The organism is Pseudomonas sp. PS01299 (assembly GCF_029960145.1).
GTDB classification, from domain to species: domain Bacteria; phylum Pseudomonadota; class Gammaproteobacteria; order Pseudomonadales; family Pseudomonadaceae; genus Aquipseudomonas; species Aquipseudomonas putida_A.
Genome location: NZ_JASCPO010000032.1, coordinates 17,800 through 41,781 on the forward strand (window position 1 = coordinate 17,800; position 23,982 = coordinate 41,781).

Here is a 23,982-nt window from a genome sequence, read left to right on the forward strand (position 1 = left end):
ATGACGTCGCCCTTTCGTGAATTCAAGCGTCGGCCACCGCATTTTTTGGCCAGACCTCGGCGTGAGCCAGAGAAACCAAGGCTTCGCGCACTTGTATCGGCGTATGACAAAGCGCTGGAAACGGCAGCCAATACAGTGCCTGACCGATGCGCAAGTGCATGCCTTCGCTGTCGATTCCGGCCAGTTGCGCCGGTACGGTTTTCGGCAACCCGCTGAGCTCCACGTAGTGGGCGATGGCTTTGGCGTGATCGCTGTTCATGTGCTCGACCATGCTGATTTCCGCCTTGCCGGCAAACGGGTTGGCCAGGGTCAGCTGATCGATCCAGTGAATCGCGCCGAAACCGCCGATGTAGCGATGACGCACCGGGTTGAGCACCCAGAAATCAAAATCGTGGGCCTTGTGATAGTTCTGCGAGTCGGGGAAATACCGGTAGTAACGTTCGGCGGCGGCTTCGATGGCAGCCGGGTCTTCGAGCTTCTGCGCTTCGGCCAGACAGGTCAGGCGACCAACGGCCTGCACGTCGTCGGCCTCGCGCTCGCCCACCAGCAGCGAACATTTCGGGTCCTTCTGCAGGTTGTGGGTGTGCTGGGCGATGCGGCTGATCAGGATCAGCGGGCGACCCTGCTCATCCAGGCAATACGGCACCACCGAGCCAAACGGGAAACCGGGCATCGATTTGGAGTGGGTGGACAATACGCCACGGTATTCCTTGAGAAGCAATTCTCGGGCATTCTTGGCCGCTTCAACGCTCAATTTATGACTCCTTAAATAGAATCCGTCGAAAAAACGGACAGGCGCCTGGGGATAGGTCCCGGTCACGCCATCGGGCAATGCTCATGTGTAGTCTGGCCATAACCGGTACGGATCGAGCGTCGCCAATAACAAAAACCACTCAGACCGGCTATCGGGGCATGCGAATGCAACTCAACGACAAAATAATCATTATCACCGGCGGTTGCCAGGGTTTGGGCCGTTCCATGGCCGAGTATTTCGCCGGCAAAGGCGCGAAGCTGGCCTTGGTGGATCTCAATCAGGAAAAACTCGACGACGCGGTCGCAGCCTGCAAGGCCAAAGGCGTCGAGGCGCGCAGCTATCTGTGCAACGTGGCCAATGAAGAACAGGTTGAGCACATGGTCGCGCAGGTTGCCGAAGATTTCGGCGCGATCCATGGCCTGATCAACAACGCCGGGATCCTGCGGGATGGTCTGCTGCTCAAGGTCAAGGACGGCGAAATGACCAAGATGAGTCTGGCCCAGTGGCAGGCGGTAATCGACGTCAACCTGACCGGCGTGTTCCTGTGCACCCGTGAAGTGGCGGCGAAAATGGTCGAGCTGAAGAACAGCGGCGCGATCATCAATATTTCTTCGATCTCCCGAGCCGGTAACGTCGGCCAGACCAACTACTCTGCCGCCAAGGCTGGCGTGGCCGCAGCCACTGTGACCTGGGCCAAGGAACTGGCGCGCTACGGCATTCGCGTGGCAGGCATTGCGCCGGGCTTCATCGAAACCGAGATGACCCTGGGCATGAAGCCGGAAGCGTTGGAGAAGATGACCTCGGGAATCCCGCTCAAGCGCATGGGCAAACCGGAAGAGATCGCCCATTCGGCGGCGTACATCTTCGAGAACGACTACTACACCGGGCGGATTCTGGAGATGGATGGCGGGTTGCGGATCTAAGTCCCCACCACAAAACCAACTGTAGGAGTGAGCCTGCTCGCGATTGCGGTCATTCATTCAACATGTTCGTTGAATGTTAATCCGCTATCGCGAGCAGGCTCACTCCTACAGGTTTTCAGCGTTACCGATGATCAATCGTCGCTGATGCTGATGTTAGGCATCGCCGGCGTCGCCGCTTCCTGCAACACAATGCGCGCGCCGACGTGGCGAGCCAGTTCCTGGTAGACCATGGCAATCTGGCTGTCCGGCTCGGCGATCACCGTTGGCTTGCCGCCATCGGCCTGCTCGCGGATCAGCATCGACAGCGGCAGCGAGGCCAGCAGTTCGACGCCATATTGGGTCGCCAGCTTTTCGCCACCGCCCTCACCGAACAGATGTTCGGCATGTCCGCAGTTCGAGCAGATGTGCACCGCCATGTTTTCCACCACGCCCAGCACCGGAATGTTGACCTTGCGGAACATTTCCACGCCTTTGCGCGCGTCCAGCAACGCCAGATCCTGCGGAGTAGTGACGATCACCGCACCGGCCACCGGGACTTTCTGCGCCAGGGTCAACTGGATGTCGCCGGTACCTGGGGGCATGTCGATCACCAGATAATCCAGGTCACCCCACGCGGTTTGCGTGACCAGTTGCAGCAGTGCGCCGGAGACCATCGGCCCGCGCCAGACCATCGGCGTGTTGTCGTCGGTCAGGAACGCCATCGACATGACTTCGACACCGTGGGCCTTGAGCGGCACGAACCACTTCTGATCCTTGACCTCGGGGCGGGTGCGCTCGGGGATGCCGAACATGATGCCCTGGCTCGGGCCATAGATGTCGGCGTCGAGAATCCCCACCTTGGCGCCTTCGCGGGCCAGCGCCAGCGCGAGGTTGGCCGCCGTGGTCGACTTGCCCACACCGCCCTTGCCCGAAGCCACGGCGACCACATTCTTGACGTTGGCCAGCCCCGGGATCTGCGCCTGGGCCTTGTGCGCGGCGATCACGCTGTTGACCTCGACCTTGGCGATCGTCACCCCATCGAGGTTTTCGATGGCCAGCTGCAGCAACTGTGCCCAGCCGCTCTTGAACAGACCGGCGGCGTAGCCGATTTCCATCTGAACCTTCACGCGGTCGCCATCGATCTCGATGTGCTTCACGCAACCGGCGCTGACCGGGTCCTGGTTCAGGTAGGGGTCGGTGTATTGGCTGAGGACGGCTTCCACCGCTGCGCGAGTGACGGCACTCATGGGCAACTCCGATAACAAGACTGGGAAAAGATGGCGGGTATCGTACGCTGGACGCAGATTTGTGGCGAACTGATTACTTGAGCAAGTCAGCACCTGTGGCGAGGGGATTTATCCCCGATCGGCTGCGCAGCAGTCGCAGAACCATCACCCGCGGTGTACCTGATAGGCCCTGATATCGGGTTTGGGGGCGGCTTCGCCACCCATCGGGGATGAATCCCCTCGCTACAAATGCTCTCAAAGTACCCAGCGGCACAGGGTGAAAAATATGCGCCAGCGCTTTATAGTGGCCGACCTCCGTTTCATCAAGTAGCGAAGCCCCACATGTCCGAACCACGCAAGATCCTCGTCACCAGCGCCCTGCCCTACGCCAACGGTTCGATTCACCTTGGCCATATGCTGGAATACATCCAGACCGATATGTGGGTGCGCTTCCAGAAGCATCGCGGCAATCAATGCATCTATGTCTGCGCCGACGACGCCCACGGTTCGGCGATCATGCTGCGCGCGGAAAAGGAAGGCATCACCCCGGAACAACTGATCGCCAACGTGCAGGCTGAACACAGCGCCGACTTTGCCGAGTTCCTGGTCGACTTCGACAACTTCCACTCCACTCACGCCGAAGAAAACCGTGAGCTGTCGAGCCAGATCTATCTGAAGCTGCGTGACGCCGGGCACATTGCCCAGCGCTCGATCACCCAGTATTTCGATCCGGAAAAGAAAATGTTCCTGGCCGACCGCTTCATCAAGGGCACCTGCCCGAAATGCGGCACCGAAGACCAGTACGGCGACAACTGCGAAAAATGCGGTGCGACCTACGCGCCAACCGATCTGAAGGATCCGAAGTCGGCGATCTCCGGCGCCACTCCGGTGCTCAAGGATTCCCAGCATTTCTTCTTCAAACTGCCAGACTTCCAGCAGATGCTGCAGACCTGGACCCGCAGCGGCACCTTGCAGGACGCCGTGGCCAACAAGATCGCCGAGTGGCTGGACGCCGGCCTGCAGCAGTGGGACATCTCCCGCGATGCGCCGTACTTCGGTTTCGAGATCCCCGACGAGCCGGGCAAGTATTTCTACGTGTGGCTGGACGCGCCGATCGGCTACATGGCCAGTTTCAAGAACCTCTGCAACCGCACGCCGGAGCTGGACTTCGACGCGTTCTGGGGCAAGGACTCGACCGCCGAGCTGTACCACTTCATCGGCAAGGACATCGTCAACTTCCACGCCCTGTTCTGGCCTGCCATGCTCGAAGGCGCCGGTTTCCGCAAGCCGACCGGGATCAACGTGCACGGCTACCTGACCGTCAACGGCCAGAAGATGTCAAAGTCCCGTGGCACGTTCATCAAGGCGCGTACCTACCTGGATCACCTGTCGCCGGAATACCTGCGTTACTACTACGCGGCCAAATTGGGCCGTGGTGTCGATGACCTCGACCTGAACCTCGAAGACTTCGTGCAGAAGGTCAACTCCGACCTGGTCGGCAAAGTGGTCAACATCGCCAGCCGTTGCGCCGGTTTCATCCACAAGGGCAACGGCGGCCTGCTGGTCGACAACAATGCCGCGCCAGAGCTGACCGAAGCCTTCCTCGCCGCGGCGCCAAGCATTGCCGACGCCTATGAAGCGCGCGACTTCGCCCGCGCCATGCGTGAAACCATGGCCCTGGCCGACCGCGCCAACGCCTGGATCGCCGACAAGGCCCCATGGTCGTTGAACAAGCAGGAAGGCAAGCAGGATGAAGTCCAGGCGATCTGCGCCACCGGCATCAACCTGTTCCGCCAGCTGGTGATCTTCCTCAAACCGGTGCTGCCGCTGCTGGCCGCCGACGCCGAGGCATTCCTCAACGTCGCCCCGCTGACCTGGAACGACCACACCACGCTGCTGGCCAACCATCAGCTCAATGAATTCAAGCCGTTGATGACCCGCATCGACCCGGTGAAAGTGCAAGCCATGACCGACGCCTCGAAAGAAGACCTGACCGCCAGCCAGACCGACACCGGCGCTGCCGCGCCTGCGGGCAACGGCGAACTGGCCAAGGATCCGCTGTCGCCGGAAATCGACTTCGACACCTTTGCTGCTGTCGACCTGCGCGTGGCTTTGATCGTCAAGGCTGAACACGTAGAAGGTGCGGACAAGCTGCTGCGCCTGACGCTGGACATCGGTGACGAGCAGCGCAACGTATTTTCCGGGATCAAGAGCGCTTACCCGGACCCGTCGAAACTCGACGGTCGCCTGACCATGATGATCGCCAACCTCAAGCCGCGGAAAATGAAGTTCGGTATTTCCGAAGGCATGGTGATGGCCGCCGGCCCTGGCGGTGAAGAAATCTACCTGCTGAGCCCGGACAGCGGCGCCAAGCCGGGTCAACGCATCAAGTAAGACCCAGCGCTGAAACGATCCCACAGGCATGTTCTGCAGGCCTGTGGGATTTTTCATATCTGGCCCACCCATCGCGGGTGCCGGATAATGCCTAACCTTAAGTGACACCCGCCCGTTGCTGCCGGCAGAACCATGACCGAACTTGCGCTTACGCTGATCAGTGCCGCCCTGCTCAACAACTTCGTGTTGCACTGGCCGCTGGGTGTCGATCCGCTGCTGGCCGGCAGTCGGCGCCAGGTGCATGCGCTGGGGTTGGCGACGGCGTGCCTGATGCTGAGCGTCGGCTTCATCGGGTACGTGCTCTGGCACTGGCTACTGGTGCCGCTGCAATTGCAGGCACTGCAGCTGTTTGTATTCTTGCCGCTCAGCGTGCTGCTGATCGCGCCGCTGCTGAAGCTGTTGGCTCGTGCGCTGCCAGACTGGCCGTTCGACGGACTGTGGCCGCTATTGCTGGGTAATGCCGGCGTACTGGGGCTGGCCTTGATCAACGCGCAAAATGATCGCGGCCTGCTGCAAGCAACAGCGCTGAGCATCGGCGCCGGGCTGGGTTTCTGGCTGGTGCTGAGCCTGTTCAGCGACTTGCGTGAACGCACGGCGGACAACGACATTCCCCTGCCCTTTCGCGGCTTGCCGATCGACCTGATCGGCGCCGGACTGATCGCAGTGATTTTTCTCGGATTCAGTGGACTGATCAAAACATGAGTCTGATTCAACTCATCGATGCCCTCCTGCCGCAGACCCAATGCGGCAAATGCGGCCACCCCGGGTGCAAGCCGTATGCGCAAGGCATCGTCGATGGCGAACCGATCAACAAGTGCCCGCCCGGCGGTGACGAAACCGTCGCCGCCCTGGCTGAACTGTTGAACGTGCCGGTGCTGGAACTGGACGTCAGCCGTGGCTCGGCACCGCCACAAGTGGCGTACATCCGCGAGGCCGAGTGCATCGGCTGCACCAAGTGCATCCAGGCCTGCCCGATCGACGCCATCGTCGGCGCGGCGAAACTGATGCACACCGTACTGATCGACGAATGCACCGGTTGCGACCTGTGCGTGGCGCCGTGCCCGGTGGACTGCATCGAAATGCATCCGCTGCCGCTCGGCACCTTGCCGGTGGTCGGTGGCCTGGCTTCCAGCCTTGAAGAACAACGCGCACGCGCGGCCAAACGCGATCATGCGCGCCAGCGGTTTGAACGCCGCAACGCCCGCCTGCAACGCGAGGAACAGCAGAAACAGGCTGAGCGCGAAGCCCGGGCGCAGCGTGCAGCGCAACCGGCGGTGGTTACTCTCGATCCGGTGCAGGCCGCTCTGGAACGGGTGCGCGCGCAGAAAGCCGCAACCGCCGACGCGGAATTGAAAAAAGCCAAGATCGATGTCGCCATGAGCCGCGCGCAATTGCACAAATCGCTGAAAGCCTTCGGCCATCCGCCGACCTTCGAACAGCAATCGCAACTGATCGTGTTGCAACAGCAGTTTGAAGCCGCCGAACAGGCGTTGGCGAAACTCGAAAGCAGCGCCGCCACCGCTCCAGCCGCTGCGGCCCCGGTTCCGGCGAAAGACGCCGACCTGAAACGGGCGAAAATCCAGCTGGCCATGCGGCGCGCCGAATTGAAAAAGGCCCAGACCGCCGAAGCGCCAGCCGAGCAAATTGCCACGCTGGAACAGGCACTGCGTGATGCCGAGCAAGCCCTTCACGCCGCCGAGACGGCGAGCGAGCAGCCTGCGCCTGACCTGGTGCGGGTGGAAAAGCGCCCGATCGACAATCAGCTCCGCCAGTTGAAAACCGAACTGGCCTACGCCCGCGCCGACCTGAACAAACTCGAACGCCGCGCCGACACGCCGGGCGAAGTCCTCGACAAGGCCCGCGCTCGCCTGCAGGCCGCCGAGCGTCAGGTGCAAGATCATGTCGCCCCGTGAGGCACCGGATGATCGCCTGCAACAGGCGATGAAGCGGGTGCTGCTGGCCACGCTGCCGGGGCTGTTGGCGTTGTTCTGGTTCTACGGCTGGGGCGTGTTGATCAACCTGATCCTGGCGGCGAGCACCGCGCTGCTGATCGAGGCTGGTGTCGCCCGCCTGCGCCGACAGCCACTGCAACCAACGCTCAGCGATGGCAGCGCACTGGTCAGCGCGACACTGCTGGCCGCCGCCCTGCCACCCTATTGCCCATGGTGGCTGACAGTTACGGCGGTGGCTTCGGGCCTGCTGTTCGGCAAACATTTATACGGTGGCATCGGCAAGAATCCGTTCAATCCGGCCATGCTCGGTTTCGCCCTGGCGATGCTGCTGTTCCCGGAGCCAATGACCCACTGGCCGGCGCATGGCATGAGTCTGCAGGCCGCTTTTGCACAGGTCCTGAATCTGGGTCAGGCCCCGGATGCCTGGGTTCAGGCCACCGCGCTAGACAGCCTGCGCATCAACAAAAGTCTGACCATGGATGAATTGTTCGCTGCCAACCCGGCATTCGGCCGTTTCGGTGGACGCGACGTGGAGTGGATCAATCTGGCGTTTCTCGCCGGTGGACTGTTTTTATTGCAGCGCCGGGTGATTGCCTGGCAAGCGCCAGTTGGCATGCTGGCCAGCCTGTTTGTCGTCAGCCTGCTCTGCTGGAACGGTGCGGGTTCGGATTCCCACGGCTCGCCGCTGTTTCATCTGCTGAGCGGCGCGACCATGCTCGGTGCCTTTTTCATCATTACCGAACCGGTATCCGGCGCCAAAAGTTCGCTGGCCCGACTGCTGTTCGGCGTGGGTGTCGGCTTGCTGACCTACCTGATCCGCACCTGGGGTGGCTACCCGGACGGTGTCGCGTTTGCCGTGTTGCTGATGAATCTGTGTGTACCGGCTCTGGAACGTTTTGCCGCTGCCCGCCAGACGCAGGTGCAATCATGAGCCGCGCAGCTGCTTTCGTGGCGCTTGTGCTGCTGGCCGGTGCCGGTCTCGGCCTGACCTATGTCGTGCAGCGCGCCAGTGCGCCGCAGATTGCCAGCGAGCAACGCCTGCTCGACAGCCGCAAGTTGCTGGATCTACTCGCGACCGATGCTTACGACAATCAGCCGCTGGAGCAGCCGCTGGCGCTGACTGATACAACGTTGAGCCACAGCACGCTGCTGGCTGGTTACCGCGCAAGCAAATCCGGTCAGCCAGTGGCAGTGTTGTTGCGCACCCAGACCGAGGGCTATGCCGGCGCTATCGAACTGCTGATCGCCATCGATGCCAACGGCAGACTGCTGGGGGTAAAAACCCTGCGGCACAACGAAACCCCGGCGCTCGGCGGACTTATCGGCGACTGGCCGAACCAATGGCTGGCGACTTTTACCGGTAAAACACGCAACGCACCTGACGACGCAGGCTGGGCGCTGAAAAAAGATCAGGGACAGTTCGATCAACTGGCCGGGGCAACCGTCACTTCCCGGGCCACCGTCAATGCCATTCATGACGCCCTGCGTTACTTTGATGAGCACCGCGCAACCTTGCTGGGGAGCGGATCATGATCCGGCCAACGAATCTGACAAACACGTTGATGCTGATGCTGCTGCTTGGCACCAGCGCGACATTGGCTGGCGCGCTGGGCATGCTGTTGATGTCGAGCGTTGTGGTGGCGGTTTACGGCGCATGCATCGGCCCGCTGCGCTCGCGGTTGTCTGGCAACAACCTGATGCTGGCCAGTCTGCTGCTGGCCGCCACCCTGACCAGTTGCGCCAATATCCTCGCGCAGCGCTGGGCGTTGCAGTGGCAACAGTCAGTCGGAATCTATGCCGGGCTGATCGCCTTGCAATGCGTAGTGCTGGAATACAATGGATTCTTTCGTCAGGCGCTTGCCCAGCGCCTGCAGTTTTTTGGCCTGTCGAGCGGGCTTCTTCTCGCGCTGGCTGCATTGCGTGAACTGTTCGGTCAGGGCTGCATCGGCCGTGGCCTGGCCGAGCACTGGCAAGGCCTGGTTGTGTTCAACCAAGGGCTGCACTTGCTCACCCTGGTTCCCGGCGCCTTCATCGTGCTCGGACTACTGCTCGCCGCCCGCCAGGCCTGGACCCGCTCGACCGCTCTCTCCAAGGAAACACATCACCCATGAATGCCGCCAAACGTCTGGAAATTTTCCGCAGACTTCATGAAGACAATCCCGAGCCGAAGACCGAGCTGGCCTATTCCTCACCGTTCGAGTTGTTGATCGCGGTCATTCTTTCGGCGCAGTCAACCGACGTCGGCGTCAACAAGGCTACGGCCAAACTGTTCCCGGTGGCCAATACCCCGGCGGCGATCCACGCGCTGGGCGTCGAAGGGCTGTCCGAATACATCAAGACCATCGGCCTCTATAACAGCAAAGCGAAAAACGTGATCGAGACCTGTCGCATGCTGGTCGAGTTGCACAATGGCGAAGTCCCGCAGACGCGTGAAGAACTGGAAGCGCTGCCCGGCGTCGGTCGCAAGACGGCCAACGTGGTCCTCAATACCGCTTTTCGCCAGTTGACCATGGCGGTCGACACGCACATTTTTCGCGTGAGCAACCGCACCGGCATTGCCCCGGGTAAAAATGTGGTTGAAGTGGAAAAGAAGCTGATGAAGTTTGTGCCAAAAGACTACCTGCTGGACTCCCACCACTGGCTGATTCTGCACGGTCGCTATGTGTGCCTGGCGCGCAAGCCACGCTGTGGCAGCTGCCGCATCGAAGATTTGTGTGAGTACAAACACAAAACCTCGGACGATTGATTGGCTATTGGAATAATTGATTCTTCGATTGAAAAAATCTTTTTTACCCGCAGCAGGAATATCGATATAAGGGGCGCCAAAGGCAGTCTTAGCCTGGAGTTCACCTTATGACTGACAGCAAAGAACAACTGGACGTAGATGAAGATTTTACCGTTGTGGATACCGACGACGCCGAACCGGTGGTCGAGGTCGCCAAGACCAATCTGAGTAAACGTCGCACCATCGATAACCTGCTTGAGGAGCGCCGACTGCAAAAGCAGTTGGCCGATTACGATTTTGATCTCTGACACTTGAAAGCCTCCCGAACCGGAGGCTTTTTACTTTCTGCTGAATCCGACACTGAGCGGCCCATGCCCCATCGGTATTTCTGATCATCAGACCAGTCCGTTGCGTTGTGCCAATTCAATCAGGTCCACCAGCGAGCGGGCATTGAGCTTCAATAACAGACGGGTCTTGTAAGTGCTGACCGTCTTGTTGCTGAGAAACATGCCGTCGGCGATTTCCTTGTTGGTCTTGCCACGCGCCAATTGCTGCAACACCATCATTTCCCGCCCGGAGAGGCGATCCACCATATCGGCCTCACTGGCATTACCAAGACTGGTACGCACGGTGTGCAGGGCCTGGTTTGGAAAATAGCTGTAGCCGGACAGTACCGCTTTGATCGCACTGAGCAACTCAGTCAAATCCTGTTGCTTACATACATAACCCGCAGCACCTGACTGCATGCAGCGCATTGAAAAATGACCCGGTGCCTGGGAGGTCAACACCAGTACTTTCAACGGCATGGGTGTCGAGTTCAGACGCGCAATAACTTCAAGACCGTCGAGTTTCGGTATTCCAATATCCAGAATAACGATATCCGGCATCTGTTCACGCGCAAGTTGCAAAGCATCCACACCATTATCCGTTTCTGCAATGACTTCGTAGCCATGACGCTCCATCAGCATACGCACAGCAAGACGAATGACGGGATGATCATCCACGATCAGCACTTTATTCATGGGCAAGTCCAGTTTCGCTGTTCGAATTTTTAGAGCACGCACAATAGCCCAGTCACTTCTGACATGGCACAAGAGAGTTTCATTGCAATCCCAGCAAAAGACATTCCCTACAGCAAATAAAGATTATTCCTACAAAAAAACCCATACGGCCGACTTTCAAATGGGATGACGTATCTTCTGGCCTTCACATCGACGCAAAAAACATGACGTCCTGAAAGCCACGCGAACTCTACTTTCGAGGCAGACGGCTCAGCGAGCGGCTGAAAAAACGCGATAATCCATTGACTGCACATCGCTACACAGCGCCAGCCCCGGCAGCTTATAAGTTGAAAAAAACAACGTAAAACCAATCAAAAACACCTTGATAAATCAACATCTGAAACAAGATACTTCTATCCAAGCGTTATCATTTAATATAAAAATTATCTCGACCAGAAAGTTGCAACACCCCATACAAAACAACTCAACATACGTATTGGAAATACATAATTAATGAGCACATCCCATGATAAAAATCAGAAGAAAAATAACCAACCCCATGACTGTAATTGCGATATTTGCATTTATTTCCGAATCATCGGCTGCCATTTCCTTACCCTTTCTTGATAACGCCGAAAGAGAAGTCTACATCTGGTTCCTGATCAGCTTTCCGTTTTACTTGCTATTGCTATTCTTTTTAACGCTGAACTTCAACTACCGTTCGCTCTATGCGCCCTCGGACTTCGATAAGGACGACAGTTTTCTAAAAAGTTTCGAGGAGTTGAAACAGCCCGAGCTCCACTCCTGTTCGCCTCCAGCAAGAGCGTCTGTGGTAGGCGAAGTATCAACTGCCAACGGATTGGAGTGGACGTTGTCTGTACATAGCGTTGACCTCAGGCAACTCCCTCCTTGCAGCGCTGACGAATCCTGCCCGGAGCGACCGTGGATTGAGCACAACATTCAGTTGCCTAAATCCATCGGCACATTGTGCGCCATAGACGTACGTCGGTTGAGTAGCCCACAGGCGTTCAATGCACTGGCAGAACACTTTCCGCATCTTGGCAAACACTCAGCCAAGGCAGTGGTATTTTTGACCGACTCTGCGTGCGACGTTTTGCTCAAGCAAATTATCCCGAGCCTTATCAAACAGTCGAAAAAAAGCGGAGGCGCCAAACTTCTCGTTGCTTACAACGTGAGCACACAAAGCACCACGGTTTTGAGAGGAGCATGAGCGCAGAGTAGATGCCTGAAGTGGACATTCAAGAAAATGCTGGAGTTGGCGGCAATGACCAAAGCTCTGGATTAACGTCAGACAAACACAGAAAAGAAAATGGCGGCATTGTCATTGAGACAAGCCGCCATTTTTACAGCCCTGCAAGGCTTAGAACAGCTTGCGGCCTTTGTTGGCAGCAATGCGCATGCGCAGCGCGTTGAGCTTGATGAAGCCCGCCGCGTCGGCCTGGTTGTAAGCGCCGCCGTCTTCTTCGAAGGTGGCGATGTTGGCGTCGAACAGCGAGTCGTCGGACTTGCGGCCGGTAACGATCACGTTGCCCTTGTACAGTTTCAGGCGAACCACACCGTTCACGTTGACCTGGGAAGCGTCGATCATCTGTTGCAGCATCAGACGCTCCGGGCTCCACCAGTAACCGGTGTAGATCAGGCTGGCGTATTTCGGCATCAGCTCGTCTTTGAGGTGAGCGACTTCGCGGTCCAGGGTGATCGATTCAATGGCGCGGTGCGCGCGCAGCAGGATCGTGCCGCCCGGGGTTTCGTAGCAGCCACGGGACTTCATGCCCACGTAACGGTTTTCAACGATGTCCAGACGACCGATACCGTGAGCGCCACCGATCTTGTTCAGCGTTGCCAGTACGGTGGCCGGAGTCATTTCGACGCCGTCCAGCGCGACGATGTCGCCGTTGCGGTAGGTCAGTTCCAGGTATTGCGGGGTGTCGGGAGCGTTCTCCGGGGAGACGGTCCAGCGCCACATGTCTTCTTCGTGCTCGGTCCAGGTGTCTTCCAGCACGCCGCCTTCATAGGAGATGTGCAGCAGGTTGGCGTCCATCGAGTAAGGGGACTTCTTCTTGCCATGACGCTCGATCGGGATCGCGTGCTTCTCGGCGTAGTCCATCAGCTTCTCGCGCGACAGCAGGTCCCACTCGCGCCAAGGGGCAATCACTTTCACGCCAGGCTTGAGTGCGTAGGCACCCAGTTCGAAACGCACCTGGTCGTTGCCCTTGCCGGTGGCACCATGGGAAATGGCGTCGGCGCCGGTTTCGTTGGCGATTTCGATCAGGCGTTTGGCGATCAGCGGACGTGCGATGGAAGTACCCAGCAGGTACTCGCCTTCGTAAACGGTGTTGGCGCGGAACATCGGGAACACGAAATCACGCACGAATTCTTCGCGCAGGTCGTCGATGTAGATTTCTTTGACGCCCATGGCCTGAGCCTTGGCGCGAGCCGGCTCGACCTCTTCGCCCTGACCCAGGTCAGCAGTGAAGGTCACCACTTCACAGTTATAAGTATCCTGCAGCCACTTGAGGATCACCGAAGTGTCCAGGCCGCCGGAATACGCCAGAACGACCTTGTTTACGTCCGCCATGCCATCACTCCACGGGGTTCTACGGAAAGCCGAGGAGTCTACCGCTCAAATCCGATAATTTACAGAGGCGCGACAGCTTAAGACGACAAAGCGACAGAATCTGTCGACAGCGCGACGATGACCGGCGGGTCAGGAAGTCGCCGCAGCGTTGGCAGGTGTGCTGGCTTGCGGTGCTGGCGCGGTAGTCGGCGCCACTCGTGCAAGCTTCACGCTGACCCGGCGATTCTTCGCCCGGTTGGCCGCATTGTTGTTCGGCACCAGCGGGTATTGCTCGCCGTGGAAACGCACGGTGATCTGCGATTCGGCGATGCCGTTGGCCTTGAAAAAGTCGACCACCGCCAGCGCGCGACGACGCGACAGCTCACGGTTGGTCAGACGGTTGCCGCTGTTGTCGGAATAGCCATCCAGTTCGATGTGATTGACCGTCGGATCGGCCTTCATGAACTCGAGCATCACCTGCAGCCTGGCCTTGGCGGCGGCATCCAGATCGGTGCCTTCGCCAGGGAAGCCGATCTGCGATTGCTTCACCTGATCGAAATTCTGCGGCAGCAACTTCGCCACACACGTCTGGTAATCATTGAACGCTTTGCTGAACTTCACCGGCAGCAGACGCACTTCCGAAACCCGGCCATCGCCGGACGCACGGCGCACCACCGGACTGCGACCGTCCAGCAAACCGCTGATCAGCCCGCCGGCCTGGGATTGCGAACTGTTGAACAGCACGTTGCCGGTACCGATCCTGACGCTGCCCAGATTGATGTCGTTGCGCCCCGGCTGCCATGGCGCTGCCGCGGCAAGCAACGTCGCCGAACCGCCGCCGAGCATGGCGTTGTAGGCATTGAGGCGGAATATCGCCTGCTCGCCGGCTTTGCGCACGAACTGGCCCGAGCCGAAATCGGTGATCGGCTGGGTCAGGCGGCACTCGAACTTGTCGCCCTCGACCGTCCACTCAATGTTCTCCAGACGCGTCTGGTAGGTCAGCGCCATCGCGGGGAGGCTGGCAAACACACTGAGCAAGGCTAAATATCGCTGGCGCACGGGAGGCTCCATTGGCTTCTGTAACACAAAGACCGATTCACACTATGTTTACGGCATACCTACGGGATATCGGAAGGTTCCTGCAAAACTTGATAGCGGGTGCCTGCAAGAGTCTTTTCCGGTAGCATTCCCCTCAGTTTGACCCGCCTGGAATCCCCTCATGTCCGACCGCCTGACCCTGCTGCGTCCCGACGACTGGCACATTCATCTTCGCGATGGTGCCGTGTTGACCAATACCGTTGCCGATGTTGCGCGCACCTTTGGCCGCGCCATCATCATGCCCAACCTGGTACCACCGGTGCGCAACGCCGCTGAAGCCGACGGCTATCGCCAGCGGATTCTCGCTGCCCGCCCGGCCGGCAGTCGCTTCGAACCGCTGATGGTGCTGTACCTCACCGACCGCACCCAGCCCGAAGAAATTCGTGAGGCCAAGGCCAGCGGTTTCGTGCACGCCGCCAAACTGTACCCGGCCGGCGCCACCACCAACTCCGATTCCGGCGTGACCAGCATCGACAAGATCTTCCCGGCGCTGGAAGCCATGGCTGAAGTCGGCATGCCGCTACTGATCCACGGCGAGGTCACCCGTGGCGATGTCGACGTCTTCGACCGCGAAAAGATCTTCATCGATGAGCACATGCGCCGTGTGGTCGAGCGTTTCCCGACGCTCAAAGTGGTGTTCGAACACATCACCACCGGCGACGCGGTGCAGTTCGTCAACGAGGCTTCGGCCAACGTCGGCGCCACCATCACCGCGCATCACCTGCTGTACAACCGCAACCACATGCTGGTGGGCGGGATTCGGCCGCACTTCTATTGCCTTCCGATCCTCAAGCGTAATACCCATCAGGAAGCCCTGCTCGACGCCGCCACCAGCGGCAGCGCGAAGTTCTTCCTCGGCACCGACTCGGCGCCGCACGCCCAGCATGCCAAGGAAGCCGCCTGCGGCTGCGCCGGCTGCTACACCGCGTACGCCGCCATCGAGCTGTACGCCGAAGCGTTCGAACAGCGCAACGCGTTGGACAAGCTCGAAGCGTTCGCCAGCCTCAACGGTCCGCGCTTCTATGGTCTACCGACCAACACCGATCGCATCACCCTGGTTCGCGAAGAGTGGACCGCCCCGACCAGCCTGCCGTTTGGCGAGCTGAACGTTATCCCGCTGCGCGCCGGTGAAAAACTGCGCTGGCGCCTGCTGGAGGAACACGCGTGAGTGAAGACCATTTCGACGACGAACTGGACGGTCAAGGTGGCGGCGGCGGTTCCCGTCATCCAATGGCAGCGCGTTTTCGCGGTTACCTGCCGGTTGTCGTCGACGTAGAGACAGGTGGCTTCAATTCGGCCACCGACGCTCTGCTGGAGATTGCCGCGACCACCATCACCATGGATGAAAAGGGTTTCGTTTACCCGGACCACACCTACTTCTTCCGCGTTGAGCCGTTCGAAGGCGCCAACATCGAAGCGGCGGCGCTGGAGTTCACCGGGATCAAGCTCGATCACCCGCTGCGCATGGCCGTCAGCGAAGAAACCGCGCTGACCGACATCTTCCGCGGCGTGCGCAAGGCGCTGAAGGCCAACGGCTGCAAGCGCGCGATTTTGGTCGGCCACAACAGCAGCTTCGACCTCGGCTTCCTGAATGCTGCGGTTGCGCGTCTGGACATGAAGCGCAATCCGTTCCACCCGTTCTCCAGCTTCGACACCGCGACGCTGGCCGGTCTGGCTTACGGTCAAACCGTCCTGGCCAAAGCCTGTCAGGCAGCGGACATCGACTTCGACGGCCGTGAAGCGCATTCGGCGCGTTACGACACCGAGAAGACTGCCGAGCTGTTCTGCGGCATCGTCAACCGCTGGAAACAGATGGGCGGCTGGGAAGACTTCGACGACTGATCCTCGTCGGGTATTTCCCGCGCATAAAAAAACCGGCCACATGGGCCGGTTTTTTTGTACCGCGACGTTGCGCCTTACAGGGCAGCAGCGTTCTCGGTCAGATAAGCCGCAACGCCTTCTGGCGAAGCGTTCATGCCTTTGTCGCCTTTTTTCCAGTTGGCAGGGCAGACTTCGCCGTGCTCTTCGTGGAATTGCAGAGCGTCGACCAGACGGATCAGCTCTTCCATGTTACGGCCCAGCGGCAGGTCGTTGATGATCTGCGAGCGAACAACGCCCTTGTCGTCGATCAGGAACGCGCCACGGAAAGCCACGCCGCCTTCGGACTCAACGTCGTAGGCCTTGGCGATTTCGTGCTTCATGTCGGCAGCCATGGTGTATTTCACCTGGCCGATGCCGCCATTGTTGACCGGAGTGTTGCGCCAGGCGTTGTGGGTGAAGTGCGAGTCGATCGACACGGCAACCACTTCCACGTTGCGCGCCTTGAAGTCGGCCATGCGGTTGTCCAGAGCGATCAGCTCGGACGGGCAGACGAAGGTGAAGTCCAGTGGGTAGAAGAACACCAGGCCGTATTTGCCTTTGATGGCCGAGGACAGGGTGAAGCTGTCAACGATCTCGCCATTGCCGAGTACGGCCGGGACGGTGAAGTCTGGGGCTTGTTTGCCTACGAGTACGCTCATGGATATCTCCTGGTGAATAACTTGAAGTTCAGGGCCCGGGCCAGCCTGCCACCTTGAGGCGACAGCCCTGTGACACGAACCCTCTTCGCAAGGGCCGACCATCATACACTGCGTTTTTCGCCTGTCCTTAACGGTTTTTTGCCCAAGGCGGATAACGGACCAGCATTTTCGGGGCCAGGCAATTCGCCATTAATCACCGTTCGTCAGTGACCGGCCTTTCGATCGAAAACCATTCAGAAAGCACTTTGACAATCATTCTCGTTAACATTAAGATCCATCGCAATTGAGTCACAACCAGCGACGGTTCTCACTTATGTATGTTTGTCTCTGCACTGGCGTCACCGACGGACAAATCCGCGAAGCGATCTATGAAGGTTGCTGCAGCTACAAAGAAGTCCGCCAGGCCACCGGCGTCGCCAGCCAATGCGGCAAATGTGCGTGCCTTGCCAAGGAAGTGGTTCGCGAAACCCTGACCAAGCTGCAAACCGCTCAGGCTGCGATCCCCTACCCTGTAGAATTTACGGCGGCATAATTACCCCCCATTTCAAAAAACCGGGCATATGTCCGGTTTTTTTATGCCCGCAAATCAAGCGCTTAGGCGTTAGACGCGGAACACAAACATTCTTATTCAGATTTAATTTCATTTATTATTCAATAACTTAGGTTTGACACTTATAAGTACCAAGCTCAAACTCCGCCTTATATACAGCTAATACAGGGCAGGACTCCCATCATGAAAGGCGACATTACAGTCATCCAGCATCTCAACAAGATCCTTGCCAATGAACTGGTCGCGATCAATCAGTACTTCCTGCATGCACGCATGTATGAAGATTGGGGCCTGAACAAGCTGGGCAAGCACGAGTACCACGAATCCATCGACGAGATGAAACACGCGGACAAGCTGATCAAGCGCATTCTGTTCCTCGAAGGCCTGCCGAACGTGCAGGATCTGGGCAAGCTGCACATCGGCGAGCACACCCAGGAGATGCTGGAATGTGACCTGCGTATCGAGAAGACCGGCCACGCCGATCTGAAAGCCGCCATCGCCCATTGCGAATCGGTTGGCGACTTTGGCAGCCGTGAACTGCTCGAAGACATTCTCGAATCCGAAGAAGAGCATATCGACTGGCTGGAAACCCAACTGGGCCTGATCGATAAAGTCGGTCTTGAGAACTATCTGCAATCGCAGATGGGCGAAGAGTAAATAAGCGCCCGCTGAATTCGCGACACTAAAAAGCCCCGCCCTCTTTCGAGATGCGGGGCTTTTTATTGGCAAATCCCGGATCAGATGCAGATCCCTGTGGGAGCGAGCTTGCTCGCTCCCACAAAAACCGGATCAGGCTTCGGACTTGGCCGCAGCAGCCTTGGCCGATGCTTCCTTGACCAGAGTCTGCAGCTCACCGTTGGCGAACATTTCAGCCATGATGTCGCTACCGCCGACCAGCTCACCGCCGACCCACAGTTGCGGGAAAGTCGGCCAGTTGGCGTACTTTGGCAGGTTGGCGCGGATTTCCGGGTTCTGCAGGATGTCGACGTAGGCGAACTTCTCGCCACAGCCCATTACAGCCTGCGCAGCTTTCGCGGAGAAGCCACACTGCGGGGCATTCGGCGAGCCTTTCATGTAAAGCAGAATGGTGTTGTTGGCAATCTGCTCTTTAATCGTTTCGATGATATCCATGGAGCACCTCGGCTGAACTTTCCGACTCATGGGTCGGCACGGTGACGCATTGTAACGGAATCCCGAGCGCCATGCTCGGTCTCCCCGACGGTCTCGTTCAGGCCGCTGCCACCGTCACCGGCACGCCATTGAGCGCGGCGTTACCCGACAACTCGTCGAGCTGGCATTCATCGGTCAGGTCGTTGGCACTCGATCCCGGCTGCCCACTGGCGATTGCCATTTGCACGCCCGGCCGAGCATGTCCCCAACCGTGCGGCAGGCTGACCACGCCCTTCATCATGTCCAGACTGCCGAGCACCTCGACCTCGATCTGCCCTACCCGCGAGCTGACGCGAACTAACTGACCATCGTTGAGCCCACGGCTGGCGAGGTCATCCGGGTGCATCAGCAATTGATGCCGTGGCTTGCCCTTCACCAGACGATGATAGTTATGCATCCACGAATTGTTGCTGCGCACATGGCGCCGGCCGATCATCAGCAGCTCATCGGCCGCCGGCGCCTGCAAGGCCGCAAAGCGTGCGAGATCGGCGAGAATTTCCGGCGGCGCAGCCTGCACCCGTTGATTCGGCGTCTTGAGGCGTGCAGCCAGATTAGGCTTCAACGCCCCAAGATCAATCCCGTGCGGATGATCGAACAATGTCGCCAATGACAGCTTTTGCTCGGACGCATCGCCATACAGGCCCATGCGCAGCCCCATGTCGATCATCTTCGCCGGCGGCATCGTCGGTTTCAGCTCCTTGCCGGTCTTCTCGGCAAACGCCTTGGCTAGACCGACAAAGATCTCCCAGTCGTGTAATGCGCCCTCGGGCTTGGCGAGAATCGCCCGGTTGAAGCGGGTGACGTTGCGTACCGCGAATAGATTGAAAGTAGTGTCGTAATGATCGTTCTCCAGCGCCGAGGTCGACGGCAGAATCAGATCGGCGTAGCGCGTGGTTTCGTTAATGTACAGGTCGATGCTGAGCATGAACTCCAGACCATCGAGCGCCTGCTCCAGTTGCCGGCCGTTCGGAGTCGACAATACCGGATTGCCGGCCACGGTGATCAGTGCGCGAATCTGCCCTTCGCCTTCGGTGAGCATCTCTTCGGCCAGCGCCGACACCGGCAGCTCGCCACCGTACTCGGGTCGCCCGGAGACCCGGCTTTGCCATTTGTTGAAATGCCCGCCCGAGGTCGATGCCACCAGATCCACCGCTGGCTCTGTGCACAACGCTCCGCCCACCCGGTCGAGGTTGCCGGTGACCAGATTGATCAACTGCACCAGCCAATGACACAGGGTGCCGAACGCCTGCGTTGAAACGCCCATGCGCCCGTAGCACACCGCGCTCGGTGCCGCCGCGAAATCCCGTGCCAGTTGGCGGATCTGCTCGGCCGGCACCGCACACAGCGGGCTCATGGCTTCGGCAGTGAAGGTTGCGACGGCTGCGCGCACTTCATCAAGGCCATCAACCGGCAAGTGGCTGTCACGGGTCAGACCTTCGCTGAACAAGGTGTTGAGCACCCCGAACAAAAGCGCCGCGTCGCCACCAGGCCGCACGAACAAGTGCTGATCGGCGATAGCTGCCGTTTCGCTGCGCCGGGGATCGACCACCACCACTTTGCCGCCACGCGCCTGAATCGCCTTCAGGCGTTTCTCGACATCCGGCACGGTCATGATGCTGCCGTTGGATGCCAGCGGGTTGCCGCCGAGGATCAGCATGAAATCGGTGTGATCGATGTCCGGGATCGGCAGCAGCAAGCCATGGCCGTACATCAGGTAACTGCTCAGGTGATGCGGCAACTGATCGACCGAAGTCGCCGAGAAGCGATTGCGCGTCTTCAGCAGGCCGAGAAAGTAGTTGCTGTGGGTCATCAGCCCATAGTTGTGCACGCTCGGGTTGCCCTGGTAGACCGCCACCGCATTCTGCCCGTGACGCTCTTGAATCGCCGCCAGACGCTCGGCCACCAGCGCAAAGGCCTCGTCCCACTCGATCGGCAGCCATTCGCTGTCGACCCGGCGCATCGGCTGGCGCAGGCGGTCGGGATCGTTCTGGATGTCTTGCAGGGCTACGGCCTTGGGGCAGATGTGCCCGCGACTGAACGTGTCGAGCGCGTCACCCTTGATCGAGGTGATCGCGACGTTGCCATCGGTTTCGGTGGTCTCAATGGTCAGGCCGCAGATGGCTTCGCACAGGTGGCAGGCACGGTGATGGAGAGTCTTGGTCATGGCCAGTCTCTGTCTTGTTCTGGGCAGGCAATGGGCATGCCTGCGGGAACAAAACTATGGCCCGTGTACGGGAGCGACGCCAGCGATGTTCGTCTTGTGAATCGACGGCTATCAGGCGAGCCGATAGCCCGTCAGACTCAATTGGACGGCAGCTGCGGCGGCGCCTGCAGCTGGATTTCCTGAATGGTTTCGATCTGCTCGTGGGCCACATGTACGCCGGTGAGTTCGCCGATCAACCGCCAGTGCTCGTCGAGCCCGGCACTGATAGTCGCCATGCGATCGATCATGTGGCGGCCGGCGGTCTTGACCACTTCGTCCTCGCTGCGCAGCAGCTCGAAAGACATCGAAGTGACCGACGCGGTGAGATGGGTCAGTGAGCGAGCTGTGTGGCCCAACAGTTCCATTAACAGTTTTTCTTTCGATTCCATGCGGAAGCTTCCTGCGTCGCTCGAAACTTATTTATAACCCAGCACTTTGCTTTAGCAAATGTTTCAGTCTGAGCATCCGACCAAGTGATGGCATGGCGCCACGCTCGTAAACCGACCTGGTCGACGTGATCCCCGCCACGCCGCATTGCCAAGCCACGCGAGGCCAGTGTACAAAGAGGATCGCTGCTGTCCTGAACCCGGCTTCAAATGCGTGACCGCAACCTGCGGCGCGCTCCCCGAATCCCGCAAAAACCGTAGCCTATTGGAAAAACGCGACATTTAGTGTCAATATCGCGCCTTCCCCTATTTCGTCGCCCCGTGCGGCTTACGCCGCAGGTCTCGCCCGTTGTTCCGTTAAACAAGGCTTTGAGCATCTGCGGTCTGTAGCAAAAAGGTAGTCAATGATGAGCGCAAGGCACTTTCTCTCCCTGATGGATTGCACGCCCGAAGAGCTGGTCAGCGTGATCCGTCGAGGCGTTGAGCTCAAGGACCTGCGTAACCGCGGCGTACTGTTCGAGCCTCTGAAAAACCGTGTCCTGGGGATGATCTTCGAGAAATCCTCGACCCGTACCCGGATCTCCTTCGAGGCCGGCATGATCCAGCTCGGTGGCCAGGCGATCTTCCTGTCGCCACGCGACACCCAGCTGGGCCGTGGCGAGCCGATCGGCGACTGCGCCATCGTCATGTCGAGCATGCTCGACGCGGTGATGATCCGTACCTTTGCCCACAGCACCCTGACCGAATTCGCCGCCAACTCGCGCGTGCCGGTGATCAACGGCCTGTCCGATGACCTGCACCCGTGCCAGTTGCTGGCCGACATGCAGACCTTCCTTGAGCACCGTGGCTCGATCCAGGGCAAGACCGTGGCCTGGATCGGCGACGGCAACAACATGTGCAACAGCTATATAGAAGCGGCGATCCAGTTCGACTTCCAGTTGCGCGTTGCCTGCCCGCAGGGCTACGAGCCTAATCCGGAATTTGTCGCCCGCGCCGGCGATCGCGTGACCATCGTCCGTGATCCGCAGGATGCCGTGCGCGGTGCGCATCTGGTGAGCACCGATGTCTGGACTTCGATGGGTCAGGAAGAGGAAACTGCCAAGCGCCTGAAGTTGTTCGCTCCGTTTCAGGTGACCCGCGCCCTGCTCGATCTGGCGGCCGAAGATGTGCTGTTCATGCACTGCCTGCCGGCGCACCGCGGTGAAGAAATCAGCCTCGACCTGCTTGATGACCCGCGCTCCGTCGCTTGGGATCAGGCAGAAAACCGTCTCCACGCACAGAAGGCCCTGCTCGAGTTCCTCGTCGAACCGGCATATCACCACGCATGAGCCATGAATTACTGCTGAACCTGCGCAACCTCGCTTGCGGCTATCAAGATCAACGCGTGGTGCAGAACCTCAATCTGCACCTCAACGCCGGTGACATCGGCTGCCTGCTCGGCTCGTCCGGCTGCGGCAAGACCACCACCCTGCGCGCGATTGCCGGTTTCGAACCGGTGCACGAAGGTGAAATCACCCTGGGAGGTGAAACCATTTCCAGCGCCGGTTTCACCCTGGCGCCGGAGAAACGCCGAATCGGCATGGTGTTCCAGGATTACGCGCTGTTCCCGCACCTGAGCGTCGCGGACAATATTGCCTTCGGCATCCGCAAGCACCCGAACAAGGAGCGCGTCACCGAGGAGCTGCTGGAACTGGTCAATCTGAAGAATCTAGGCAAGCGCTTTCCCCACGAGTTATCGGGTGGCCAGCAACAGCGTGTTGCCCTAGCCCGGGCACTGGCGCCGGAGCCGCAATTGCTGCTGCTCGACGAGCCATTCTCCAACCTCGATGGCGAACTGCGGCGCAAGCTCAGCCACGAAGTGCGCGACATCCTCAAGGCCCGTGGCACCAGTGCGATTCTGGTGACCCACGACCAGGAGGAAGCCTTCGCCGTCAGCGATCACGTTGGCGTGTTCAAGGAAGGTCGTCTGGAGCAGTGGGACACGCCCTACAACCTCTACCACGAACCGGCGACACCGTTTGTTGCCAGTTTCATCGGTCAGGGCTATTTCATTCGCGGCCAGCTCGGCAGCCCGGAATCGGTGCAGACCGAACTCGGCGAACTGCGCGGCAACCGCGCCTACACCTGGCCGGTGGGCGGTGCGGTGGATGTATTGCTGCGTCCGGATGACATCGTTTATGCGCCGGACAGCGGGTTGAAAGCGCGGATCGTCGGCAAGACGTTCCTTGGCGCCTCGACCCTGTATCGCCTGCAACTGCCGACCGGTGCGCAGCTGGAATCGATCTTCCCGAGCCATGCCGACCATCAGGTGGGGGCGGAGGTGGGGATTCGCGTCGCCGCCGAACACCTTGTCCTGTTCCAGGCCAGCGGCAGTACCGCGGCACAAATCCCGGCGGTGGAAAACGGCGTCCGCCGCTACAGCGCTGCACTCTGATCCGCCCCGGATCAAAACTGTGGGAGCGGGCTTGCTCGCGAATGCGCTGGGTCAGTCAACGAAGAGGTCGTCTGACACCCCGCATTCGCG

At 59.3% G+C, this 23,982-nt stretch carries 25 protein-coding genes; 16 read left to right on the forward strand and 9 right to left on the reverse strand.

Annotation, left to right across the window (positions count from 1 at the left end):
- Positions 1-22: 22 nt before the first annotated feature.
- On the reverse strand, positions 23-754 hold the full coding sequence (locus QMX91_RS08680) for a HugZ family protein (protein ID WP_134787222.1): 732 nt from the start codon (positions 752-754) through the stop codon (positions 23-25).
- Between the two features lie 164 nt (positions 755-918).
- Here QMX91_RS08680 and QMX91_RS08685 point away from each other — a divergent pair, with 164 nt between their 5' ends.
- Positions 919-1,677 (forward strand): SDR family oxidoreductase, encoded by a 759-nt coding sequence (locus QMX91_RS08685; protein ID WP_098965353.1) that lies wholly within the window; start codon positions 919-921, stop codon positions 1,675-1,677.
- Positions 1,678-1,808: 131 nt separating this feature from the next.
- Here the strand turns inward: QMX91_RS08685 and apbC are convergent, their stop codons facing one another.
- Positions 1,809-2,903 (reverse strand): iron-sulfur cluster carrier protein ApbC, encoded by a 1,095-nt coding sequence (gene apbC, locus QMX91_RS08690; protein ID WP_098965355.1) that lies wholly within the window; start codon positions 2,901-2,903, stop codon positions 1,809-1,811.
- Between the two features lie 321 nt (positions 2,904-3,224).
- Here apbC and metG point away from each other — a divergent pair, with 321 nt between their 5' ends.
- From metG to QMX91_RS08730, 8 genes are all read left to right on the forward strand, one after another.
- Complete coding sequence (gene metG / locus QMX91_RS08695) at positions 3,225-5,276, forward strand: methionine--tRNA ligase (RefSeq protein ID WP_115988997.1); 2,052 nt, start codon at positions 3,225-3,227, stop codon at positions 5,274-5,276.
- Between the two features lie 132 nt (positions 5,277-5,408).
- Positions 5,409-5,978, forward strand: coding sequence for an Rnf-Nqr domain containing protein (locus QMX91_RS08700; protein ID WP_103367379.1), 570 nt, complete (start codon positions 5,409-5,411; stop codon positions 5,976-5,978).
- Positions 5,975-7,189 (forward strand): electron transport complex subunit RsxB, encoded by a 1,215-nt coding sequence (rsxB, locus tag QMX91_RS08705; RefSeq protein ID WP_282412560.1) that lies wholly within the window; start codon positions 5,975-5,977, stop codon positions 7,187-7,189. The genes QMX91_RS08700 and rsxB overlap by 4 nt, the downstream gene beginning before the upstream one ends.
- Positions 7,176-8,159, forward strand: a complete 984-nt coding sequence (locus QMX91_RS08710; RefSeq protein WP_282412561.1) for an RnfABCDGE type electron transport complex subunit D — start codon at positions 7,176-7,178, stop codon at positions 8,157-8,159. The genes rsxB and QMX91_RS08710 overlap by 14 nt, the downstream gene beginning before the upstream one ends.
- Positions 8,156-8,761 carry an RnfABCDGE type electron transport complex subunit G gene (locus QMX91_RS08715; protein ID WP_282412562.1) on the forward strand — a complete coding sequence of 202 codons (606 nt, stop codon included), beginning with the start codon at positions 8,156-8,158 and terminating at the stop codon, positions 8,759-8,761. The genes QMX91_RS08710 and QMX91_RS08715 overlap by 4 nt, the downstream gene beginning before the upstream one ends.
- On the forward strand, positions 8,758-9,339 hold the full coding sequence (locus QMX91_RS08720) for an Rnf-Nqr domain containing protein (protein ID WP_134787227.1): 582 nt from the start codon (positions 8,758-8,760) through the stop codon (positions 9,337-9,339). The genes QMX91_RS08715 and QMX91_RS08720 overlap by 4 nt, the downstream gene beginning before the upstream one ends.
- A complete protein-coding gene (gene nth / locus QMX91_RS08725; protein WP_003227707.1) occupies positions 9,336-9,974 on the forward strand; it encodes an endonuclease III in 639 nt (212 codons plus the stop codon). Before QMX91_RS08720 ends, nth begins: the two co-directional genes overlap by 4 nt.
- A gap of 107 nt (positions 9,975-10,081) precedes the next feature.
- On the forward strand, positions 10,082-10,261 hold the full coding sequence (locus QMX91_RS08730) for a hypothetical protein (RefSeq protein WP_027612063.1): 180 nt from the start codon (positions 10,082-10,084) through the stop codon (positions 10,259-10,261).
- Between the two features lie 87 nt (positions 10,262-10,348).
- On the opposite strand, the gene QMX91_RS08735 is transcribed toward QMX91_RS08730, so the two are convergent.
- Positions 10,349-10,975, reverse strand: a complete 627-nt coding sequence (locus tag QMX91_RS08735; protein WP_003227711.1) for a response regulator transcription factor — start codon at positions 10,973-10,975, stop codon at positions 10,349-10,351.
- Positions 10,976-11,480: 505 nt separating this feature from the next.
- Between QMX91_RS08735 and QMX91_RS08740 the strand changes: the two genes are divergently transcribed.
- Positions 11,481-12,185, forward strand: coding sequence for a hypothetical protein (locus QMX91_RS08740; protein ID WP_210558479.1), 705 nt, complete (start codon positions 11,481-11,483; stop codon positions 12,183-12,185).
- A gap of 150 nt (positions 12,186-12,335) precedes the next feature.
- On the opposite strand, the gene QMX91_RS08745 is transcribed toward QMX91_RS08740, so the two are convergent.
- Positions 12,336-13,553 carry an argininosuccinate synthase gene (locus QMX91_RS08745; RefSeq protein ID WP_282412563.1) on the reverse strand — a complete coding sequence of 406 codons (1,218 nt, stop codon included), beginning with the start codon at positions 13,551-13,553 and terminating at the stop codon, positions 12,336-12,338.
- Between the two features lie 129 nt (positions 13,554-13,682).
- The gene (locus tag QMX91_RS08750) at positions 13,683-14,591 is read right to left on the reverse strand and encodes an OmpA family protein (RefSeq protein WP_098965368.1); all 909 of its coding nucleotides are present in this window, start codon (positions 14,589-14,591) and stop codon (positions 13,683-13,685) included.
- A gap of 160 nt (positions 14,592-14,751) precedes the next feature.
- On the opposite strand from QMX91_RS08750, the gene pyrC reads away from it, so the two are divergent.
- Both pyrC and rnt read left to right on the forward strand, forming a co-directional pair.
- Complete coding sequence (gene pyrC / locus QMX91_RS08755; RefSeq protein WP_095136952.1) at positions 14,752-15,798, forward strand: dihydroorotase; 1,047 nt, start codon at positions 14,752-14,754, stop codon at positions 15,796-15,798.
- Positions 15,795-16,472, forward strand: coding sequence for a ribonuclease T (gene rnt, locus QMX91_RS08760; protein WP_135296463.1), 678 nt, complete (start codon positions 15,795-15,797; stop codon positions 16,470-16,472). Before pyrC ends, rnt begins: the two co-directional genes overlap by 4 nt.
- Before the next feature lie 74 nt (positions 16,473-16,546).
- Here rnt and QMX91_RS08765 read toward each other — a convergent pair whose 3' ends face one another.
- On the reverse strand, positions 16,547-17,149 hold the full coding sequence (locus QMX91_RS08765; protein WP_007963972.1) for a peroxiredoxin: 603 nt from the start codon (positions 17,147-17,149) through the stop codon (positions 16,547-16,549).
- Between the two features lie 313 nt (positions 17,150-17,462).
- On the opposite strand from QMX91_RS08765, the gene QMX91_RS08770 reads away from it, so the two are divergent.
- Both QMX91_RS08770 and bfr read left to right on the forward strand, forming a co-directional pair.
- On the forward strand, positions 17,463-17,681 hold the full coding sequence (locus QMX91_RS08770) for a bacterioferritin-associated ferredoxin (RefSeq protein WP_003227725.1): 219 nt from the start codon (positions 17,463-17,465) through the stop codon (positions 17,679-17,681).
- A gap of 201 nt (positions 17,682-17,882) precedes the next feature.
- On the forward strand, positions 17,883-18,356 hold the full coding sequence (bfr, locus tag QMX91_RS08775) for a bacterioferritin (RefSeq protein WP_003227727.1): 474 nt from the start codon (positions 17,883-17,885) through the stop codon (positions 18,354-18,356).
- A 132-nt stretch (positions 18,357-18,488) separates the two neighbouring features.
- Here the strand turns inward: bfr and grxD are convergent, their stop codons facing one another.
- The 3 genes from grxD to QMX91_RS08790 form a co-directional block, all read right to left on the reverse strand.
- The gene (grxD, locus tag QMX91_RS08780; RefSeq protein ID WP_003227729.1) at positions 18,489-18,830 is read right to left on the reverse strand and encodes a Grx4 family monothiol glutaredoxin; all 342 of its coding nucleotides are present in this window, start codon (positions 18,828-18,830) and stop codon (positions 18,489-18,491) included.
- A 97-nt stretch (positions 18,831-18,927) separates the two neighbouring features.
- Positions 18,928-21,033, reverse strand: a complete 2,106-nt coding sequence (locus QMX91_RS08785) for a molybdopterin oxidoreductase family protein (protein WP_135296464.1) — start codon at positions 21,031-21,033, stop codon at positions 18,928-18,930.
- A 137-nt stretch (positions 21,034-21,170) separates the two neighbouring features.
- A complete protein-coding gene (locus QMX91_RS08790; RefSeq protein WP_102354941.1) occupies positions 21,171-21,461 on the reverse strand; it encodes a hypothetical protein in 291 nt (96 codons plus the stop codon).
- A 404-nt stretch (positions 21,462-21,865) separates the two neighbouring features.
- On the opposite strand from QMX91_RS08790, the gene argF reads away from it, so the two are divergent.
- Both argF and QMX91_RS08800 read left to right on the forward strand, forming a co-directional pair.
- On the forward strand, positions 21,866-22,786 hold the full coding sequence (gene argF, locus QMX91_RS08795; protein ID WP_047296204.1) for an ornithine carbamoyltransferase: 921 nt from the start codon (positions 21,866-21,868) through the stop codon (positions 22,784-22,786).
- Complete coding sequence (locus QMX91_RS08800; RefSeq protein ID WP_096795147.1) at positions 22,783-23,892, forward strand: ABC transporter ATP-binding protein; 1,110 nt, start codon at positions 22,783-22,785, stop codon at positions 23,890-23,892. Before argF ends, QMX91_RS08800 begins: the two co-directional genes overlap by 4 nt.
- The last annotated feature ends 90 nt before the right edge of the window (positions 23,893-23,982 follow it).

What these genes read in the sequence shown, in the direction of transcription:
- QMX91_RS08685 (WP_098965353.1), top strand. Translation starts at nt 919, where the DNA reads ATGCAACTCAACGACAAAATAATCATTATCACCGGCGGTTGCCAGGGT.
- nth (WP_003227707.1), top strand. Translation starts at nt 9,336, where the DNA reads ATGAATGCCGCCAAACGTCTGGAAATTTTCCGCAGACTTCATGAAGAC.
- QMX91_RS08765 (WP_007963972.1), bottom strand. Translation starts at nt 17,149, where the DNA reads ATGAGCGTACTCGTAGGCAAACAAGCCCCAGACTTCACCGTCCCGGCC.
- QMX91_RS08730 (WP_027612063.1), top strand. Translation starts at nt 10,082, where the DNA reads ATGACTGACAGCAAAGAACAACTGGACGTAGATGAAGATTTTACCGTT.
- QMX91_RS08785 (WP_135296464.1), bottom strand. Translation starts at nt 21,033, where the DNA reads ATGACCAAGACTCTCCATCACCGTGCCTGCCACCTGTGCGAAGCCATC.
- QMX91_RS08720 (WP_134787227.1), top strand. Translation starts at nt 8,758, where the DNA reads ATGATCCGGCCAACGAATCTGACAAACACGTTGATGCTGATGCTGCTG.
- pyrC (WP_095136952.1), top strand. Translation starts at nt 14,752, where the DNA reads ATGTCCGACCGCCTGACCCTGCTGCGTCCCGACGACTGGCACATTCAT.
- QMX91_RS08770 (WP_003227725.1), top strand. Translation starts at nt 17,463, where the DNA reads ATGTATGTTTGTCTCTGCACTGGCGTCACCGACGGACAAATCCGCGAA.
- metG (WP_115988997.1), top strand. Translation starts at nt 3,225, where the DNA reads ATGTCCGAACCACGCAAGATCCTCGTCACCAGCGCCCTGCCCTACGCC.
- QMX91_RS08710 (WP_282412561.1), top strand. Translation starts at nt 7,176, where the DNA reads ATGTCGCCCCGTGAGGCACCGGATGATCGCCTGCAACAGGCGATGAAG.
- rsxB (WP_282412560.1), top strand. Translation starts at nt 5,975, where the DNA reads ATGAGTCTGATTCAACTCATCGATGCCCTCCTGCCGCAGACCCAATGC.
- QMX91_RS08790 (WP_102354941.1), bottom strand. Translation starts at nt 21,461, where the DNA reads ATGGAATCGAAAGAAAAACTGTTAATGGAACTGTTGGGCCACACAGCT.
- bfr (WP_003227727.1), top strand. Translation starts at nt 17,883, where the DNA reads ATGAAAGGCGACATTACAGTCATCCAGCATCTCAACAAGATCCTTGCC.
- apbC (WP_098965355.1), bottom strand. Translation starts at nt 2,903, where the DNA reads ATGAGTGCCGTCACTCGCGCAGCGGTGGAAGCCGTCCTCAGCCAATAC.
- QMX91_RS08740 (WP_210558479.1), top strand. Translation starts at nt 11,481, where the DNA reads ATGATAAAAATCAGAAGAAAAATAACCAACCCCATGACTGTAATTGCG.
- QMX91_RS08700 (WP_103367379.1), top strand. Translation starts at nt 5,409, where the DNA reads ATGACCGAACTTGCGCTTACGCTGATCAGTGCCGCCCTGCTCAACAAC.
- QMX91_RS08735 (WP_003227711.1), bottom strand. Translation starts at nt 10,975, where the DNA reads ATGAATAAAGTGCTGATCGTGGATGATCATCCCGTCATTCGTCTTGCT.
- QMX91_RS08800 (WP_096795147.1), top strand. Translation starts at nt 22,783, where the DNA reads ATGAGCCATGAATTACTGCTGAACCTGCGCAACCTCGCTTGCGGCTAT.
- QMX91_RS08745 (WP_282412563.1), bottom strand. Translation starts at nt 13,553, where the DNA reads ATGGCGGACGTAAACAAGGTCGTTCTGGCGTATTCCGGCGGCCTGGAC.
- argF (WP_047296204.1), top strand. Translation starts at nt 21,866, where the DNA reads ATGAGCGCAAGGCACTTTCTCTCCCTGATGGATTGCACGCCCGAAGAG.
- QMX91_RS08715 (WP_282412562.1), top strand. Translation starts at nt 8,156, where the DNA reads ATGAGCCGCGCAGCTGCTTTCGTGGCGCTTGTGCTGCTGGCCGGTGCC.
- grxD (WP_003227729.1), bottom strand. Translation starts at nt 18,830, where the DNA reads ATGGATATCATCGAAACGATTAAAGAGCAGATTGCCAACAACACCATT.